Annotated in this window: 16 protein-coding genes; 14 read left to right on the plus strand and 2 right to left on the minus strand. The window is 58.0% G+C overall.

All coding sequences use genetic code 11. The features are described 5' to 3' along the window. Positions 1-15: 15 nt before the first annotated feature. Both secD and secF read left to right on the plus strand, forming a co-directional pair. Entirely contained in the window at positions 16-1,884 is a 1,869-nt protein-coding gene (secD, locus tag K787_RS0105640; RefSeq protein ID WP_028614638.1) for a protein translocase subunit SecD, read from the plus strand. A 10-nt stretch (positions 1,885-1,894) separates the two neighbouring features. Further along, positions 1,895-2,809: a protein translocase subunit SecF gene (gene secF / locus K787_RS0105645; protein WP_022961820.1), complete on the plus strand. Its 915-nt coding sequence runs from the start codon at positions 1,895-1,897 to the stop codon at positions 2,807-2,809. Between the two features lie 169 nt (positions 2,810-2,978). On the opposite strand, the gene suhB is transcribed toward secF, so the two are convergent. Next, positions 2,979-3,794: a type III secretion system regulator SuhB gene (gene suhB, locus K787_RS0105650; RefSeq protein WP_022961821.1), complete on the minus strand. Its 816-nt coding sequence runs from the start codon at positions 3,792-3,794 to the stop codon at positions 2,979-2,981. A gap of 147 nt (positions 3,795-3,941) precedes the next feature. On the opposite strand from suhB, the gene K787_RS0105655 reads away from it, so the two are divergent. The 12 genes from K787_RS0105655 (at position 3,942) to der (ending at position 15,991) form a co-directional block, all read left to right on the plus strand. Next, a complete protein-coding gene (locus K787_RS0105655; RefSeq protein WP_022961822.1) occupies positions 3,942-4,721 on the plus strand; it encodes an RNA methyltransferase in 780 nt (259 codons plus the stop codon). Positions 4,722-4,723: 2 nt separating this feature from the next. Then, the gene (cysE, locus tag K787_RS22305) at positions 4,724-5,551 is read left to right on the plus strand and encodes a serine O-acetyltransferase (RefSeq protein WP_022961823.1); all 828 of its coding nucleotides are present in this window, start codon (positions 4,724-4,726) and stop codon (positions 5,549-5,551) included. 10 nt (positions 5,552-5,561) lie between these two features. Then, on the plus strand, positions 5,562-6,716 hold the full coding sequence (locus K787_RS0105665) for an IscS subfamily cysteine desulfurase (RefSeq protein WP_028614640.1): 1,155 nt from the start codon (positions 5,562-5,564) through the stop codon (positions 6,714-6,716). Positions 6,717-6,852: 136 nt separating this feature from the next. Further along, a complete protein-coding gene (gene ndk / locus K787_RS0105670) occupies positions 6,853-7,281 on the plus strand; it encodes a nucleoside-diphosphate kinase (RefSeq protein WP_022961824.1) in 429 nt (142 codons plus the stop codon). A 36-nt stretch (positions 7,282-7,317) separates the two neighbouring features. Next, complete coding sequence (gene rlmN, locus K787_RS22310) at positions 7,318-8,469, plus strand: dual-specificity RNA methyltransferase RlmN (protein ID WP_022961825.1); 1,152 nt, start codon at positions 7,318-7,320, stop codon at positions 8,467-8,469. A gap of 24 nt (positions 8,470-8,493) precedes the next feature. After that, positions 8,494-9,249 carry a type IV pilus biogenesis/stability protein PilW gene (gene pilW, locus K787_RS0105680; RefSeq protein ID WP_022961826.1) on the plus strand — a complete coding sequence of 252 codons (756 nt, stop codon included), beginning with the start codon at positions 8,494-8,496 and terminating at the stop codon, positions 9,247-9,249. A 2-nt stretch (positions 9,250-9,251) separates the two neighbouring features. Continuing rightward, the gene (locus tag K787_RS0105685; RefSeq protein WP_022961827.1) at positions 9,252-10,202 is read left to right on the plus strand and encodes a RodZ domain-containing protein; all 951 of its coding nucleotides are present in this window, start codon (positions 9,252-9,254) and stop codon (positions 10,200-10,202) included. A 12-nt stretch (positions 10,203-10,214) separates the two neighbouring features. Continuing rightward, positions 10,215-11,327 carry a flavodoxin-dependent (E)-4-hydroxy-3-methylbut-2-enyl-diphosphate synthase gene (gene ispG, locus K787_RS0105690; protein WP_022961828.1) on the plus strand — a complete coding sequence of 371 codons (1,113 nt, stop codon included), beginning with the start codon at positions 10,215-10,217 and terminating at the stop codon, positions 11,325-11,327. 15 nt (positions 11,328-11,342) lie between these two features. Beyond that, positions 11,343-12,620, plus strand: a complete 1,278-nt coding sequence (gene hisS, locus K787_RS0105695) for a histidine--tRNA ligase (protein WP_022961829.1) — start codon at positions 11,343-11,345, stop codon at positions 12,618-12,620. A 39-nt stretch (positions 12,621-12,659) separates the two neighbouring features. After that, positions 12,660-13,301, plus strand: coding sequence for a YfgM family protein (locus K787_RS0105700; RefSeq protein WP_022961830.1), 642 nt, complete (start codon positions 12,660-12,662; stop codon positions 13,299-13,301). Between the two features lie 26 nt (positions 13,302-13,327). Next, positions 13,328-14,446: an outer membrane protein assembly factor BamB gene (gene bamB, locus K787_RS0105705; protein ID WP_040640836.1), complete on the plus strand. Its 1,119-nt coding sequence runs from the start codon at positions 13,328-13,330 to the stop codon at positions 14,444-14,446. A gap of 93 nt (positions 14,447-14,539) precedes the next feature. Further along, positions 14,540-15,991: a ribosome biogenesis GTPase Der gene (der, locus tag K787_RS0105710; protein ID WP_022961832.1), complete on the plus strand. Its 1,452-nt coding sequence runs from the start codon at positions 14,540-14,542 to the stop codon at positions 15,989-15,991. 112 nt (positions 15,992-16,103) lie between these two features. Here the strand turns inward: der and leuA are convergent, their stop codons facing one another. Continuing rightward, the gene (gene leuA, locus K787_RS0105715; protein WP_022961833.1) at positions 16,104-17,774 is read right to left on the minus strand and encodes a 2-isopropylmalate synthase; all 1,671 of its coding nucleotides are present in this window, start codon (positions 17,772-17,774) and stop codon (positions 16,104-16,106) included. Between the last annotated feature and the right edge of the window lie 3 nt (positions 17,775-17,777).

The raw sequence follows: 17,777 nt of genomic DNA on the forward strand, positions 1-17,777 counted from the left end.
TTATTGGTCGCTGATATGCTCAACCGCTATCCCCTCTGGAAATACATGCTGATTCTGGCCGTGCTGGTACTCGGCCTGATCTATGCCATGCCGAACCTGTACCCGGATGATCCGGCGATTCAGATCTCTGGTGCCAGCTCCACCCAAACCATCGGCCAAGCAGATCTCGACCGCATCGAAGGTGCTCTGACCGAGGCAGGTATTGCTACCAAGGGTACTGATGTCGCAAGTCAGGGTCGCTCGGGCCTGGTGCGCCTGGTCCATCGCGCTGATCAGTTGGCTGCTCAGGACGTGGTGCGCCGCGAGTTGGGTCAGGAGTTTGTGGTGGCGCAGAACCTTGCACCGACCACACCTGATTGGCTGGTCAATATTGGCGCGGGCCCAATGAAGTTGGGTCTGGACTTGTCCGGGGGGGTGCACTTCCTGCTGGAAGTGGATATGGACAAGGCTATTGAAGCGCGGGTGAATGTGTATGAAAGTGAGCTGCGCAATCTCTTGCGTGGCGAGCGAATCCGCTACCGCAGCATGCCGAACCAGGGCAATGTGCTGCAGTTCGGCTTTACCGATGCGGATCAGTTGGATGCTGCGCAGCGGCTAATTGCCCGTCAATATAGCCAGTTTCAAATGAGCACTACCAGCCGTGAAGAGTTGCAGGTACTGCGTTTGACCTTGACAGACGCAGAGCTGGCCGAGATTCGCCAGTACGCGGTCAGTCAGAACCTGACCACCGTGCGTAATCGGGTTAACGAGCTGGGTGTGGCCGAGCCGTTGGTGCAGCGTCAAGGCGCCAATCGGATAGTAGTCGAGCTGCCTGGGGTGCAGGACACGGCCGAGGCCAAGCGTATTCTCGGCAAAACCGCCAACCTGGAATTTCGCCTCGCTGCCGAGCCTAATGCGGCGCGCGCTACGGTCGAGTCTTTCGAGTTCCGTGGTGGTGCTCGCCCGCCGGCTGACGTCGAGCGCAGTATCATACTGACGGGCGACCAAGTAACCGACGCCCAATCAAACTTTGACGAAAACGGCCGGCCACAGGTGAATATTCGCCTGGATGGCAACGGCGGCGAATTGATGACCCGTGCGACGCGTAACAACATCGGTCGTGGCATGGCCGTGATCTTTATCGAGCAGCGTCAGATTACCCGCCAAGTGATGCAGGACGTTGACGGCCAGATGCAGGAAGTCGAGGTGCCGGCTTTTGTCGAAGAAAAGGCCATCATCAGTCTGGCTACCATTCAGAGCACGCTGGGTAATCAATTTCGGATCACCGGTCTGGATTCTCCCGGCGAGGCTTCCGAGCTGGCGCTGCTGTTACGCGCCGGTGGTTTGGCGGCGCCCATGTACTTTGTTGAAGAACGCACCATTGGCCCGAGCCTGGGCGCAGAGAACATTGCCAAGGGCGTAACGGCGACGCAGGTTGGGTTTGCACTGGTACTGATCTTCATGGTGCTGGTGTACAAGGGCTTTGGCGTATTCGCCGGGATCGCCTTGACCTTCAACCTGATACTGCTGCTGGCCTTGATGTCCCTGTTGGGTGCTACGCTGACGCTGCCGGGTATTGCCGGCATCGTGCTGACGCTGGGTATGGCGGTGGACGCCAACGTGCTGATTTTCTCGCGCATGAAAGAGGAGGTTGCGGCGGGCATGTCTGCGCAGCGGGCGATCCACGAGGGCTACGACAAGGCGTTCTCGGCGATTATCGACGGTAGTTTGACCACGCTGCTGGTCGGCGTAATCCTGTTTGCCATGGGCTCAGGCCCGATCAAGGGCTTTGCAGTGACGCTCTCGCTGGGCATTCTCACTTCAATGTTTAGCGCCATCATGGTCACCCGAGCAATGGTCAACCTGACCATCGGCGGGCGTGACATCAAGAAGCTGTGGCTGTGAGGAGCGCATCATGATCATCAACAAAACCATCAAATTCATGGCGCTACGCAAGTTTTTCTTTGCCGTCGCCATCGTGCTTATGGTTGGCTCGATTGCCAGTCTAGCGATCAAGCAACTGAATCTGGGTCTGGATTTCACCGGCGGTGCGCTGATTGAGCTTAATTATGACAGCCCGGCCGACCTCGAAGGTATTCGTGGCGTCCTTCGCGCTGAGGGCTGGGACGATGCTATCGTGCAGAATTTCGGTGCCTCTACGGACGTACTGATCCGTCTGCCGAGCGATGACCCCGATCTGGGTAGCCAGATCGCACGGCTGATTCAGAACGAGGATGGCAGTGAGGTGACCATCAAGCGGATCGAGTTTATCGGCCCGCAGGTGGGTGAGGAGTTGCGTGACCAGGGCGGCCTCGGCATGTTGTTGGCCATGGGTGGTATCCTGCTGTACGTCTCGCTGCGCTTCCAGATGAAATTCGCTGTTGGCGCTATAGTCGCTATCGTCCATGACGTGATCTTCACTCTGGGGTTTTTTGCGTTCTTTGGGCTGTCGTTCGACCTGACTGTGTTGGCGGCGGTGCTGGCGGTCATTGGTTACTCGCTGAACGACACCATCGTGGTGTTCGACCGGGTGCGAGAAAATCTACGCATCATGCGTAAGGCTGACCTGGAAGAGATTATCAACGTCTCGACAACTCAGACGCTGGCCAGAACCTTGGCAACCTCGTTCTCGACCATATTGGTGTTGCTCGCCCTGTTTTACTTTGGCGGCGAGAACATTCACGGCTTTGCTACTGCGCTGCTGATCGGTGTCTGCGTGGGGACTTACTCCTCGATCTATGTTTCCAACGGTCTGTTGATGACCCTGAAGTTGACGCGAGAAGATCTCATCCCTACCCAGGTAGAGGAGGCGCTGGACGAGCGTCCTTAAGGGCGCTGGTAACAGGCGGCGAGCCGCTCGCACTTTGCGTCTAGCGCAACCCTGAAGCCCATAGCCTCGCCGCTGTGGGCTTTTTTGTTATGCATAAAAAGGCCCGCACTGATTCCAGTGCGGGCCTTTGAGGTTCTGCTATTTCAGCAGGCTTGCCGCTGTGCAGTGCTTAGCGCTTCATCGCGGGGCTCAGGTGCGGCTGGATAGCCGTGAGTACCGCCTTGAAGCACTTGGGATTGCCTGCGACCAATTGCCCTTTGTCGAGAAACTGGTGGCCGCCGGTGAAATCGCTGACCAGGCCGCCCGCTTCCTGGATCAGCAGGCTGCCGGCCGCCATGTCCCACTCCGCCAGGCCGAACTCCCAGAACGCATCGTAACGGCCAGCTGCCACATAGGCTAAGTCGAGACTGGCTGCACCGCAGCGACGGATGCCCGCGGTCTGGCCGACCAGGCTCTTGAACATGCCCATATAGTTGTCCAGCGATTCGACCTGATCAGCGCGAAAGGGAAAGCCGGTGCCCAGTAGGGCGCCATCCAGTGTTTTGCGCGAACTGACGCGCAGGCGCTTACCGTTCAGTGCGGCGCCACGACCGCGGCTGGCGGTGAATTCTTCCTGGCGCACCGGATCTAGTACTACCGCGTGCTCGATCTTGCCCTTGATACGGCAGGCAATGCTTACAGCGTAGTGAGGTACACCGCGGATGAAGTTAGTAGTGCCATCCAGCGGATCGATGATCCAGACAATGTCTGCGCCGGCGCCCTGGCCAGGCTGAAAGCCCGATTCCTCGGCATGAATGCCGTGATCAGGGAAGGCCTTGCGCAGATGAGCGATGATGGTTTGCTCTGCAGCCCGATCGACCTCGGTCACATAATCGTTGGCTTCCTTTTCGTTGACGGTCAGAACGTCAAGCCGCTCCACGGAGCGATAGATCAGTTCTCCAGCGCTGCGTGCGGCGCGCAGGGCAATGTTCAACATGGGCTGCATACGGGTGTCTCTGATTGGGGGGTGGTGAAAAGCCGGAAATTGTAGCAGATAAGCGGGCGAACATGAATGCATCATGGTCTTTGCCTTTAGGCTTTTGTAAGATGTTGGGTTCCTTGCCTTGCGGCAGCGCTGTTTTGGGAGTCTTCTGTGCTCGACAATGTACGTGTGGTTCTGGTCAATACCAGTCATCCCGGTAATATCGGTGGCGCAGCGCGGGCCATGAAGAATATGGGTATCAGTCAATTGGTACTGGTCGATCCCCGGCGCTTTCCCGACCAGCAGGCGAGCGCCAGGGCAGCGGGCGCTGACGATGTGCTGCAGAATGCTCGGGTGGTAGCCACATTAGAGGAAGCGTTAGCCGATTGTGTGCTGGTGCTGGGCACCAGTGCGCGGGACCGGCGTATACCCTGGCCGGTGGTTGACCCACGCGAAGCTGCAGATAAGGTGCTCGACCAGCTCGGCGAGCTGCCTGACTGCCAGGTGGCGCTGGTGTTTGGCCGTGAAGATGCCGGCCTGACCAGTGATGAGCTGCAACGCTGCCAGTTTCACGTGCACATCCCCTCTAATCCGGATTTCAGTTCGCTGAACCTCGGTGCGGCGGTGCAGGTGCTCAGCTATGAGCTGCGCATGCAGAGTTTGCTGCGTCAGGGCCAGCCGACCAGCCTGCAAAAGGTCGAAGCAACGTCCAGCCAGAACGAGATGCCTACCACTGGCGATGAGATGGAGCAGTATTTCGTGCATTTGCAGCAGGTGCTGGTTGAAATTGACTTCCTCGACCCTCAACAACCAAGACACTTGATGCCGCGGTTGCGCCGCCTGTATGGGCGCATGGGCATCAACCGCATGGAAATGAACATCCTGCGCGGTATCCTCACCCAAACCCAGAAAGCCATCGGTGTGAAATCAACCGGTGAGCGGAGACGTTAAGCATGATCAAGCGCATGAAGGAAGATATCGCCAGCGTATTTCACCGCGATCCCGCCGCGCGCTCCACGCTCGAGGTGCTGTTCTGCTACCCGGGCCTGCATGCCATCTGGCTGCATCGCCTGGCGCATGTGCTCTGGCAGCGCAATGCGCGGCTGTTGGCGCGCATGGTATCGAACTTTGCCCGCTGGGCTACCGGCATCGAGATTCATCCGGGTGCCAAACTGGGTCGGCGGTTTTTCATCGATCACGGCATGGGTGTGGTGATCGGTGAAACCGCAGAAATAGGTGACGATGTGACGCTTTATCAGGGCGTAACGCTGGGCGGCACCAGTTGGGACAAGGGCAAGCGTCATCCGACGCTGGAAGACGGGGTGGTAGTCGGAGCCGGTGCCAAGGTGTTGGGCCCCTTTGTCGTCGGCGCCGGAGCCAAGATCGGCTCCAACGCGGTGGTGACCAAGGCGGTGCCTGCCGGGGCTACGGCGGTAGGTATTCCAGGCCGGATCATCCTCAAGGAAGCTGATCGCTCCGCTGACGACCAGTGCGCCAAGCGCCAGGCCATGGCTGAGAAGCTCGGCTTTGATGCCTATGGCGTCACGCGTGATATGCCGGACCCGGTCGCGCGGGCGATCGGGCAGATGCTCGATCATTTACATGCGGTGGATGGTCGGCTGGAAGGTATGTGCGATGCGTTGAAAGGCCTTGGTAGCGATTACTGCGCCAAGGATCTGCCCACGCTGGACGCGGACGATTTCGAGTTGCTCCAGGCTGATGCGCCGAGTCGGCAGAAGCCGGCCACGCCGGTCGATGCTGATCGCAGTTCGGAGCAGTGAGGGCAATGCCATGATGTTACCTATCTATCTGGATTACGCTGCCACCACGCCGGTGGACCCCCGCGTGGCGGAAAAGATGATGGCCTGTCTCACGCTGGATGGTAATTTTGCCAACCCGGCCTCCCGCTCGCATGTCTATGGCTGGCGAGCGGAAGAAGCCGTGGAGCGGGCGCGCAGGCAGGTTGCGGACCTGGTGGGTGCCGACCCGCGGGAGATTGTCTGGACTTCTGGCGCGACCGAGTCGGACAACCTGGCGATCAAGGGTGTGGCTCACGCGCGGTCGCAGCGCGGCCGGCATATCATCACCTCGCAGATCGAGCACAAGGCGGTGCTCGACAGTTGTCATCAGTTGGAACGTGAAGGCTTTGAGGTCACCTATCTGAAGCCGGGTCTGGATGGCTTGATAACTCCTGAGCTATTGCGCGCCGCGCTGCGTGAAGACACTATTTTGGTGTCATTGATGCACGTTAACAACGAGATAGGCACCATCAACGATATTGCCGCGCTGGGCGCTGTGGCCCAGTCCGCAGACGTCTTGATGCATGTGGATGCCGCCCAGTCTACCGGCAAGTTGCCTATCGACTTGCGCCACTTACCGGTCGATCTCATGTCGTTCTGTGCCCACAAGACCTATGGGCCCAAGGGCATCGGCGCGCTTTATGTACGGCGCGATCCGCAGCTCAAACTGGAGGCGCTGATCCACGGTGGCGGGCATGAACGCGGCATGCGCTCCGGTACACTGGCTACCCACCAGATTGTCGGCATGGGTGAGGCCTTTGCCTTGGCCGGGCAGGAGCAAGCTGGGGAGACTCAGCGTATCAGTGCGTTACACGCGCGCTTGCTGGCTGGGTTGGAATTGCTGCCGAATGTGACCGTCAATGGCAGCGTGCAACAGCGGGTACCGCATAATCTGAACCTGGCGTTCGCCGGTGTGGATGGCGAATTGCTGTTGCTGGCGCTCAAGGATCTGGCGCTGTCGTCTGGCTCGGCGTGCAACTCCGCCTCGGTGGAGCCGTCGTTCGTGCTCCGTGCCATAGGTATACCTGATGCGCTGGCCCATGCGTCCTTGCGCGTTTCGCTAGGCCGGTTCACCACCGAAGAAGAGATCGACAGGGCGTCGGAGATGCTCTGTCAGGTCGTCACGCGGTTGCGTCAGGCGGCCTGAATCCGGCGCAATTCACAGTAAACGCTGGTTTTCCGCAGGCTGTTATGTATTTGCAACTAACCTGCGTATAATCCGCAGGTTAACAATTCCTTTTTAAACCCTGAATCCACCCCCCTGAATTTTCTGGAGAGTTTTTATGGCTGTAGAACGTACCCTGTCTATCATCAAGCCCGATGCTGTTGCCAAAAACGTTGTTGGTCAGATCATTGGCCGTTTCGAAAACGCTGGCCTTCGCGTTATCGCCGCTAAAATGGTTCAGCTGTCCCAGTCCGATGCTGAAGGCTTTTACGCTGAGCACAGCGCGCGTCCTTTCTTCAAGGATCTGGTTGGCTTCATGATCTCTGGCCCAGTAGTGGTCCAGGTGCTGGAAGGCGAAGGCGCTGTATTGAAAAATCGTGAACTGATGGGTGCCACCAATCCCAAGGAAGCCGAGGCTGGTACCATTCGTGCCGATTTCGCTGAATCCATCGACGCCAACGCAGTCCATGGTTCAGACTCCACTACTTCCGCTGCTCGCGAAGTAGCTTATTTCTTCGCTGAAACCGAGCTGTGCCCCCGCGCCTGATCTGTTTCCCGACACCAACCAAGTGATGTGACCGCCATGACCGATGCAACCGGCAAGATCAATCTGCTGGGACTAACACAGCCGAAAATGGAAGCCTTCTTCGAGAGTCTCGGGGAAAAGCGCTTCCGCGCCGGGCAGGTCATGAAATGGATTCATCACTTTGGTGTTGACCGCTTTGAAGATATGACCAATGTCGGCAAGGTGTTGCGCGAAAAGCTCGACGCCTGTGCCGAGATTCGGCCACCGGAGGTGGTCAGTGAAGATATTTCCACAGACGGCACCCGCAAATGGGTGATACGTGTTGCCTCAGGCAGTTGCGTAGAAACGGTTTATATTCCGCAGAATGGCCGGGGCACGCTATGCGTTTCGTCCCAAGCTGGCTGTGCGCTGGATTGCAGCTTTTGCTCTACCGGCAAACAAGGTTTCAATAGCGATCTGACGGTGGCCGAAATAATTGGCCAGGTCTGGATCGCCAACAAGTCCTTCGGGACAATTCCGGGCAAATCCGACCGCGCTATTACCAACGTGGTCATGATGGGCATGGGCGAGCCGCTGCTCAATTTCGACAATGTAGTCGATTCCATGCTGCTGATGATGGATGACCTGGGTTATGGCATATCCAAGCGCAAGGTGACCTTGTCCACCTCTGGTGTGGTGCCGATGATCGATAAACTCGGCGAAATCACCGATGTGGCGCTGGCCCTGTCGCTGCATGCGCCGAACAATGCGCTGCGCAATCAGTTGGTGCCAATCAACAAGAAGTATCCGCTTGAGGTCCTGCTGCCAGCGTGCAATCGCTATATCGCCCGGCTGGGTGACAAGCGCGTGTTGACGATTGAATACACCATGCTCAAAGACATCAACGATCAGCCTGAGCACGCTGAAGAAATGATCGAGTTACTGCGCGAAACGCCGTGCAAGATCAACTTGATACCCTTCAATCCTTTCCCTCATTCGGGTTACGAGCGGCCGAGCAATAACAGTATTCGTCGTTTTCAGGACCTACTGCACAAGGCTGGTTATCAAGTGACGGTACGTACCACTCGTGGTGAAGATATCGATGCCGCCTGCGGTCAACTGGTCGGTCAAGTGATGGATCGCACCCGCCGCAGTGAACGTTATATCGCTCTCAGAGAGCTGAACGCAGATGAGCCGGTCCCGGTACAGTCTCAGGTTTCCGAACGATAAACATCCAACCGAGGATCGATTGTGATGACAATACCTAAGCTTGCAGTGGTACTTTTGCTCGGCGTGGCCCTGAGTGGTTGTGTCACTACATCGGATCAACCGCAACGGGCCAAAGTACCGAATGCGGCGCGCGATGCTTATATTCAGCTAGGTCTGGGTTATCTGCAGGAAGGCGAGACTGAGAGCGCTAAAGCGCCTCTGAGTGAAGCATTGAAGATCGACCCGCGCTCCGCCTCGGCTAATATTGCGTTGGCCATGGTATTCCAGCGCGAGGGCGAATATGACTCGGCGGACAAGCATTTCCGGGCGGCGCAGGCCAGCGACCCAACCAATCCGCGGATCCTCAACAACTACGGGGTGTTTCTACTCAATCAGGAACGCTATCCAGAGGCGCTGAGTACTTTTCAGCAGGCGGCACAAGACAATCTTTACGCGGAGCGTTCCCGGGTATTTGAAAACCTCGGGCTGACCTACGCGCGTATGGGTAGAGCGGAAGACGCCAAGGCTAGCTTTGAGCGCGCATTACGCCTGAACAGTCGACAGCCATTGGCGTTACTGGAAATGGCCAAGCTCGAATTCGCTGCGCAGAATTATGTGCCGGCATGGGGTTATTACCGCAGCTTTACTGAGTACTCAGGCCAGGATGCTGAGAGTCTGTGGTTGGGCGTACAGTTGGCCCGCCGCTTTGAAGATCATAACCGTGCGGCAAGTTATGCTTTGCAGTTACGTCGACTTTATCCGGCTAGCGCGCAAGCCAAGGCCCTTGAGGTTTCAGAATAGATATGAGTACACAACAGCGTGACACGCTAGAGGAAGCGCTCCCCGAGCTGCACAAGCAAAATCCAGGTGCCACTCTGCGTATGGAGCGTGAGAAACAGGGGCTAACCACGGCCGCTGCCGCTGGCACCCTGCGCCTCCCGGAAAAGATTCTGGTGCATTTGGAGGCCGGCCGCTTCGATCAATTGCCCGGCGAAACCTTCGCCCGTGGTTATGTACGTAGCTATGCAAGCATGCTTGGGCTGGATCCCACCCGGCTGGTGCTGGAGTACGACAATTACGTTGGGGTAGTAGTGCGTGAACGCAGCGTTAGCGGTATCGATAAACTGACCCCGCCTGGCAAGGCCGGGCACCTGCTGGTCACCTGGTCATCGGTAATTATTGCTCTGGTGATTCTCGCTTCGGTGTTGGTTTGGTGGTACGACAGCCGCCCGGTCCAGGGTGCGGCAGAGGAAGCGAGTACGGCCGATCAGTTGATTGACGAAGTTGAAGTGGATGCGCTCGCGCTGCCCGGTAACATGGCCGAGGATATGCAGCGCCAGGCCGAAGCCGCAGCTGAAAGCGAGCAGCCAGCGTTGATCATGGGTGAGCCGAGTCTGACCGCTGACTCGTCTGTGCCGGCCAGCTCCGCTTCGGAGGTTGAGTCAGCTACGGCGCCGTTAGTGCAGCCCGCAGCCGAACCGACGCTGCAATCGGTGACCTCGGCGTCAGCAGCAGGAGGCTTGCAAATGCGTTTCAGCGGCAACTGCTGGTTACAGGTCACGGCTGTCGGCGGTCAGGTGTTGCATAGCAGCCTTATGCAGCAGGGGCAGGCGTTGAGTCTTGACCACGCCGGCCCGGTGGACCTGGTTATCGGCGCGATCGAATCGGTGGCGCAAATCGAATACCGTGGTCAGCCGGTGGATATGCAGTCTTACAGTCAGTCGGGTGTAGTCCGTCTGCGCCTGGGTCAGTAAGGAGTAAGCAGCATGCATCATGAATCACCTATCAAGCGTCGTGTTTCCCGGCAGATTCGTGTGGGCTCGGTACTGGTGGGCGGCGACGCGCCTATCTCGGTGCAGAGCATGACCAACACCGAGACCTGCGATGTGGCCGCGACGGTGGCGCAGATCAATCAGCTGCAGGCGGTGGGTGCGGATATCGTGCGGGTCTCGGTACCCAGCATGGAAGCGGCCGATGCTTTCGGTGAGATTCGTAAGCGGGTGACGTTGCCGCTGGTGGCTGATATCCATTTTGATTACAAGATAGCCCTGCGGGTCGCTGAGCTGGGTGTAGATTGCCTGCGCATCAACCCTGGCAATATTGGCCGCGAAGACCGGGTGCGCGCGGTGGTAGACGCTGCCCGCCACCACGGCATCCCGATTCGGATTGGTGTGAATGCCGGCTCGTTGGAGAAGGATCTGCAGAAGAAGTACGGCGAGCCTACGCCCCAGGCACTGGTAGACTCGGCTCTGCGGCATGTGGATTTTCTGGATAAACTGGATTTTCAGGACTTCAAGGTCAGCGTCAAGGCTTCCGACGTGTTTATGGCCGTGGGTGCCTATCGTCTGCTGGCCGCACAGATTGAACAACCATTGCACCTGGGCATCACTGAAGCTGGCGCATTGCGCTCGGGCACAGTGAAGTCGGCGGTGGGGCTGGGGCTGCTGTTAGCCGAGGGCATTGGCGATACCATCCGTATTTCCCTGGCGGCAGACCCGGTTGAAGAAATCAAGGTCGGCTTCGACCTGCTGAAGTCGTTGCACCTGCGTTCACGTGGCATCAATTTCATCGCCTGCCCGAGTTGTTCGCGGCAGAACTTTGATGTGATCAAGACTATGAACGAATTGGAAGCACGCCTGGAAGATGTCGTCGTGCCACTTGATGTGGCCGTTATTGGCTGTGTGGTCAATGGCCCGGGCGAAGCCAAAGAAGCCGATATCGGCCTGACCGGCGGCTCGCCGAACAATTTACTCTATGTCGGTGGCGTACCGGACCAGAAAGTGGACAATGCACACCTGGTCGATACCCTCGAAAAAATGATTCGTGACAAGATTGCTGCCAAGCAGGCGCTGGAAGCCAATACCATTGCCCGTGGCTGATAAAGGAAAGATGCTTTGAAGACCTTGCAAGCCGTGCGCGGCATGAATGATGTTTTGCCCGCCGATACAGCGCTTTGGCAGTATTTTGAGCGCAGCGTGGCGCAACTGCTGGGCAGCTATGGCTACCAGCAGATTCGTCTACCGATCGTCGAGTCTACCGAGCTGTTCAAGCGCACTATTGGTGAAGTGACGGATATCGTCGAGAAGGAGATGTATACCTTCGATGATCGCAATGGCGACTCTCTGACCCTGCGCCCCGAAGGGACGGCAGGTTGCGTGCGAGCGATGCTGGAGCATGGCTTGCTAGGGAGCGGCGCTAGCCAGAAAGTGTGGTACAACGGCCCCATGTTTCGCCATGAGCGGCCGCAGAAAGGCCGCTATCGTCAGTTCAATCAAATTGGCGTGGAAACCTTCAATCTGACCGGGCCAGATATTGATGCCGAGCTGATATTGCTCAGTTGGCGGCTTTGGAAACAGCTGGGTTTGCAGGATGTCGTCACCTTACAGTTGAACAGCCTGGGCAGCAGTAGCGACCGCGCGCGTTACCGCGAGGACTTGGTCGGCTATCTGCGCGAACGGTTTGAGCAACTGGATGAGGACAGTCAGCGGCGCCTCGAAAGCAATCCTCTGCGCGTATTAGATAGTAAAAACCCGGGTACGCAGGCGTTGCTGGGGGATGCGCCTAAGCTGGCCGATTATCTGAATGATGAAGCCCGTGAGCACTTTTCCGGTCTGTGCGCATTGTTGGACGCTGCGGGGCTGCCCTATGAGATCAATCCTCGTCTAGTACGGGGGCTGGACTACTACGGTCTGACAGTGTTCGAATGGGTGACAGATCAATTGGGTTCCCAGGGCACGGTGTGCGCGGGTGGGCGCTATGATGGTCTGGTTGAACAGCTGGGCGGCAAGTCGGCGCCGGCCGTTGGCTTCGCAATGGGTATCGAGCGCTTGTTGTTATTGATTCAGACGCTGGACAAGGCCCCCGCTGAACTGGCCCGGCAGGTTGATGTCTACCTCGTGGCTGTGGGTAACGAGGCCGCTAAAGCAAGTTTCCGTTTGGCAGAACAACTACGCGATGCGCTGCCTGATATCAGGTTGGTGGTGCACTGCGGGGGTGGTAGCTTCAAAAGTCAGTTCAAGAAGGCTGACAAGTCAGGTGCCTTGCTGGCGTTGATTCTGGGCGAGGATGAAGTGGCCGTTCAGCGGGTGGGTATCAAGCCTCTGCGCGTTGAAGGCGAGCAAGAAAATGTAGCTTGGCAAGATGTGCCGGCACGTCTAAAACAATTGTTGTAAGCGGCCTGGTGCCGTTTTTGCGCAGGTGAGGAGACAAGGGTGAGTTACCAGACAGAAGAAGAACAGGTCGAGAAAATCAGGGAGCTCTGGAACCGCCATGGTATCCCGCTGCTCACGGGGGTTGTCATCGCGTTGGCCGGGGTTTTCGGCTGGCAGGGCTGGACCAATTACCAGGACAACAAGGCGGCCAATGCATCGGCGCTTTACCAGAATATGCTGGAAACCGTTCTGGCGGGTGACAGCGAAGAGGCCCGGACCCGTGGCGCCGAGTTGGCAGAGCAGATTCGTAGTGAATATGCCGGCACCCGTTATGCCCAGTTCGCCGGGCTAATGCAGGCCAGGTTGGCCGTTGAAGCCGGTGACATGAGCAGTGCGGAGGCCGTACTGCGCGACGTCACCGAGCAAGCTGGCGATGAGACCCTGCAGGAAGTGGCTCGTCAGCGACTGGCACGCGTGCTGGCCGATCAAGAGCGCGCTGAAGAAGGCCTTGAGCTGTTCTCCAGTGACGTTGATGGTGCTTTGCTGGCCGGTCGTGAAGAAGTCCGTGGCGATCTGCTGTTAGGCCTGGGTCGTGTTGATGAGGCGCGCCAGGCTTACCTGGCGGCGATGGAGGCGATTGATGATCCACGTGATCGCCCACAATTACAGTTGAAGCTGGATGATCTGGCGGAGGAAGTCTAGTGAACCTGAAGTTCCGATATCTTGCCATGGCTCTGGCCACCGCATTGGTGGTTGGCTGCGGTAGTTCCGGCAAGAAAGAATTGCCCCCCGCCGAGCTGGAAAAATTCACCGCCGAACAGAAATTCGAGCGCAGTTGGAAGCGCAATATCGGCGTAGGTCAAGGTAAGCTGTTTACGCAGCTTAGCCCGGCGCTTGATGGTTTGACGCTGTATGCCGCCGACGTGAAAGGGCGCATTGTTGCCATGGATCGCGATACCGGCGAAGTCAATTGGCAGGTCAAGCTCGATGAGCGGCTGTCCGGCGCCGTCGGTGCTGGTGGCGGCCGAGTGATGGTCGGTACGCTGGACGGTGAAGTGATCGTGCTGGCTGAGGACGACGGCAGTGAGCTCTGGCGTGCCCAGGTGTCCAGTGAAGTGCTGGCGCCGCCACAGACCAATGGCGACGTGGTGGTGGTGCAGACTCAGGACGACAAGCTCACTGCGCTGGATATCAGTACTGGCGAGCAACGCTGGATTTATGAATCCAGCCTGCCGGTGCTTACCGTTCGCGGTCACAGTACGCCAGTGGTCAGCCTGCGTAGCGTCTATGCCGGGTTAGCCAGCGGCCGGGTGGTGGCATTGGCCGCTGACAGCGGGTTGCCGCTGTGGGAGCAGCGCGTGGCTCAACCCCAGGGTCGTTCTGAACTGGAGCGGATGGTCGATATCGATGGTGATTTGCTGCTGCAGGATGACACTCTTTATGTGGTCAGCTTTCAGGGCGTTATGGCCGCATTGAATGCGGAGACCGGTGCCCCGCTCTGGCAGTATCCGGCATCCAGTCATGTGGGCCTCGGTGAAGGTTTTGGCAGCTTGTACGTCAGTCACGCCGACGGCACGGTAGAAGCGGTTGACCGCAACCGTGCGCAACCGCTGTGGACCAACGAGGACCTGCTGCGCCGCAACCTGACAGCGCCGGTTGCCTTCAGTAGCTTCGTTGCCGTGGCCGATTTTGAAGGTTATGTGCATTTGCTGGCTCAGACCGATGGCAGGTTGGTTGCGCGGATTCGGGTCGACAGCAAAGGCGTGCGTGCTGCGCCTATTGCCATTGGCGATACGCTTTATGTCTACGGTAACAGCGGCGACTTGGTAGCTCTGAAGCTGCAATAAAGCAAAACCGCTATACTGTTCCGGCCGCTGCCCGACTTCTCTGGCGCAGCGGCCTTTTTGTTTATTGCGCGGTGATCCGTGCGCGGAGTGATCATGGTTCCTGTTATCGCCTTGGTGGGGCGGCCGAATGTCGGCAAATCCACCCTTTTTAATCGTCTGACCAAAAGTCGTGACGCGATCGTGGCCGATGTGGCCGGGCTGACTCGTGACCGGCAGTATGGTGAGGCGAGATGGCAGGGCAAGCCCTATATCCTGGTCGACACCGGCGGTATTACCGGCGAAGAAAAGGGTCTGGACATGGAGATGGCCGGGCAGTCGCTGCAGGCCATAGAAGAAGCCGATGCGGTGCTTTTTCTGGTGGATTCGCAGGTCGGCAGAACGGCGGGCGATGAGCTGATCGCCGAGCACTTGCGCAAGCGCAACAAGCATACCTATCTGATCGCGAACAAGATTGACGGCTCTGATCCGGATTCGATCCTGGGTGAGTTCTCCGCGTTGGGTCTGGGTGCGCCTATCGGTATCGCGGCATCCCATGGCCGCAATATCAACCCGATGCTTGAGCAGGTAATGGGCGAGCATGGCATCGCCAGTCTGATGGCCGAGCGTGCGGTAGAGGGCGAGAACGCCGAAGGCCGGCGTATCGTCGAAGCCATCGGCACCAAGATCGCCGTCATCGGCCGACCGAACGTGGGTAAGTCGACGCTGGTCAATCGCATGCTGGGTGAAGACCGGGTCATCGTATTCGATCAGGCTGGCACCACGCGTGACAGTATCTATATTCCCTACGAGCGTCATGAGAAGCCCTATACGCTGATCGATACCGCCGGTGTTCGTCGTCGTGGCAAGGTATTTGAGGCGGTCGAGAAATTTTCGGTGGTTAAGACCCTGCAAGCGATTCAGGATGCCAACGTAGTGATTTTCGTGGTCGATGCTCGCGATGGGATTGTCGATCAGGACCTGCATCTGCTGGGCTTTGCACTGGAGGCAGGGCGCGCGTTGGTGATTGCGGTCAATAAATGGGACGGCATGGACGAGCGTGAGAAGGACTACGTCAAGATCGAGCTCAAGCGTCGCCTGTTTTTCGCTGAATTCGCCGATCTGCATTTCATTTCCGCATTGCACGGCAGTGGCGTAGGTCTGTTGTACAAGTCGGTGGACAAGGCGTTTGCCAGCGCCATGACCAAAGTGCCGACCAACCGCATGACGCAGATCCTTGAGGATGCTGTCAGCGAGCACCAGCCGCCGATGGTCAATGGCCGGCGTATCAAGATGCGCTATGCGCACCTGGGTGGCTCCAATCCGCCGATCATCATCGTGCATGGCAATCAGTTGGAAAAGGTTCCCGGTTCCTATACGCGCTACCTGGAAAATACTTTCCGCAAGGTGCTCAAGTTGTCAGGCACGCCGATTCGCGTTGAGTATAAGTCGGGTGAGAATCCCTACGAGGATCGCAAGAACACCTTGACTGATCGGCAGGTGAACAAAAAACGCCGGTTGATGAGTCATCACAAGACCGCTGAAAAGAAGCGGCGCGATAAGCGCTGATAGTTGAGGGCTTACGAAAAAGGCTGCCGTGCAATGCACTGCAGCCTTTTTCTTTGCAGCAGATATTAACAGCTCCGGCCGCACCTAGCCGGCCGCACCTAGCCTACCGCACCTAAGCGGCTTGTAACTCCGCCTGGCGCAGCGCTCTGTTCAACGCGCTGAACAGCGCCCGGAAGCTGGCAGTGGTCAGGTTTTCATCGATGCCAATGCCGTGCAGCGGGCGGCCGTTGTCCAGGCGGATCTCGATATAGGCCGCTGCCTTGGCGTTGCTGCCAGAGCCAATGGCGTGCTCGTGATAATCCATGATCTCCACTTTGACCGGTAAGCCCGCCACCAAGGCCTCCAGCGGACCCTTTCCAAGCCCGCGCCAGTGTTGGGTTTCGCCGCCGCTGAGTATTTCGACATCCACCGCACTGGTACCGTTCTCCTCCTGCAGGCGATGGCGCACCAGAGCGTAGGGACTGCTGGCCTGCAGATACTCTTGGTCGAGCAGGTCATGAATCTGCCGTGCGCTCATTTCCAGGCCCAGCCGGTCCGTTTCGCCCTGCACCACCTGGCTGAATTCGATCTGCATGCGTCTTGGCAGGCTGATGCCGTATTCCTGCTCCAGCAGGTAGGCGATGCCACCCTTGCCGGACTGGCTGTTGACGCGAATCACCGCTTCGTAGCTGCGGCCGATATCGGCAGGATCGATCGGCAAGTAAGGGACTTCCCAGAGTGCATCGCTCTTCTGCTGGGTAAAGCCTTTGCGAATCGCGTCCTGGTGCGAGCCGGAGAATGCGGTGTGGACCAGATCACCCACATAGGGATGACGTGGGTGCACTGGCAACTGATTGCATTCCTCCACGACCTTGCGCACGGCGTCGATATCGGAAAAGTCCAGCTGCGGATGGATGCCCTGGGTGTACAGGTTCAAGGCCAGGGTCACCAGATCGACGTTACCGGTACGCTCGCCGTTGCCGAACAGGCAGCCTTCAACGCGATCAGCCCCGGCCAGTAATCCAAGCTCGGTCGCCGCCACGCCGGTGCCCCGATCGTTGTGGGTATGCAGACTTATCAGCACGCTGTCACGGCGGCTTATATGGCGACCAAACCATTCGATCTGATCAGCATAGTGATTAGGTGTGGCCACTTCTACCGTAGCGGGCAGGTTGAGGATGACCTTGTGCTCTGGCGTTGGCTGCCACACATCCAGTACTGCGTCACAGACTTCGACGGCGAAATCCAGTTCGGTGGAGGTGAAAATCTCCGGTGAATACTGAAAGGTCCACTGCGTGTCCGGCTGCTGCTCGGCGTGCTCTTTGATCAGCTTGGCGGCATTCACGGCAATCTCTACCACGCCTTTCTTGTCCTGGTTAAAGACGATACGGCGAAAGCTGGGGGCGGTGGCGTTATAAACGTGAACGATGGCCTTTTTGGCGCCGCGTACTGACTCGAAGGTCCGGGCAATCAGGTCGGCCCGTGCCTGAGTCAGGACCTGGATAGTCACATCATCGGGGATATGGCCTTTTTCGATCAGCGTACGCACGAAGTCGAAGTCGGTCTGCGACGCGGACGGGAAGGCTACTTCGATCTGTTTGACGCCGATGTTGACCAGCGTCTGGAAAAAGCGCAGTTTGCGTGCCGGGTCCATGGGCTCAATCAATGACTGATTGCCATCGCGCAGGTCGGAGCTGCACCACACCGGGACTTCGGTGATGGTCTTCGACGGCCAAGTGCGGTCGGGGATGTCGACCGGTTGGAAGGCTCTGTATTTGCTTGAGGGGTCTTTGAGCATGCTCATGGG

The sequence above is a fragment of the Halopseudomonas pelagia CL-AP6 genome (genome assembly GCF_000410875.1).
GTDB classification, from domain to species: Bacteria; Pseudomonadota; Gammaproteobacteria; order Pseudomonadales; family Pseudomonadaceae; genus Halopseudomonas; species Halopseudomonas pelagia.

Coding starts and splice junctions, on each gene's coding strand:
- secD (WP_028614638.1), top strand. CDS start 16: ATGCTCAACCGCTATCCCCTCTGGAAATACATGCTGATTCTGGCCGTG.
- secF (WP_022961820.1), top strand. CDS start 1,895: ATGATCATCAACAAAACCATCAAATTCATGGCGCTACGCAAGTTTTTC.
- suhB (WP_022961821.1), bottom strand. CDS start 3,794: ATGCAGCCCATGTTGAACATTGCCCTGCGCGCCGCACGCAGCGCTGGA.
- cysE (WP_022961823.1), top strand. CDS start 4,724: ATGATCAAGCGCATGAAGGAAGATATCGCCAGCGTATTTCACCGCGAT.
- K787_RS0105665 (WP_028614640.1), top strand. CDS start 5,562: ATGATGTTACCTATCTATCTGGATTACGCTGCCACCACGCCGGTGGAC.
- ndk (WP_022961824.1), top strand. CDS start 6,853: ATGGCTGTAGAACGTACCCTGTCTATCATCAAGCCCGATGCTGTTGCC.
- rlmN (WP_022961825.1), top strand. CDS start 7,318: ATGACCGATGCAACCGGCAAGATCAATCTGCTGGGACTAACACAGCCG.
- pilW (WP_022961826.1), top strand. CDS start 8,494: ATGACAATACCTAAGCTTGCAGTGGTACTTTTGCTCGGCGTGGCCCTG.
- K787_RS0105685 (WP_022961827.1), top strand. CDS start 9,252: ATGAGTACACAACAGCGTGACACGCTAGAGGAAGCGCTCCCCGAGCTG.
- ispG (WP_022961828.1), top strand. CDS start 10,215: ATGCATCATGAATCACCTATCAAGCGTCGTGTTTCCCGGCAGATTCGT.
- bamB (WP_040640836.1), top strand. CDS start 13,328: ATGGCTCTGGCCACCGCATTGGTGGTTGGCTGCGGTAGTTCCGGCAAG.
- der (WP_022961832.1), top strand. CDS start 14,540: ATGGTTCCTGTTATCGCCTTGGTGGGGCGGCCGAATGTCGGCAAATCC.
- leuA (WP_022961833.1), bottom strand. CDS start 17,774: ATGAGCATGCTCAAAGACCCCTCAAGCAAATACAGAGCCTTCCAACCG.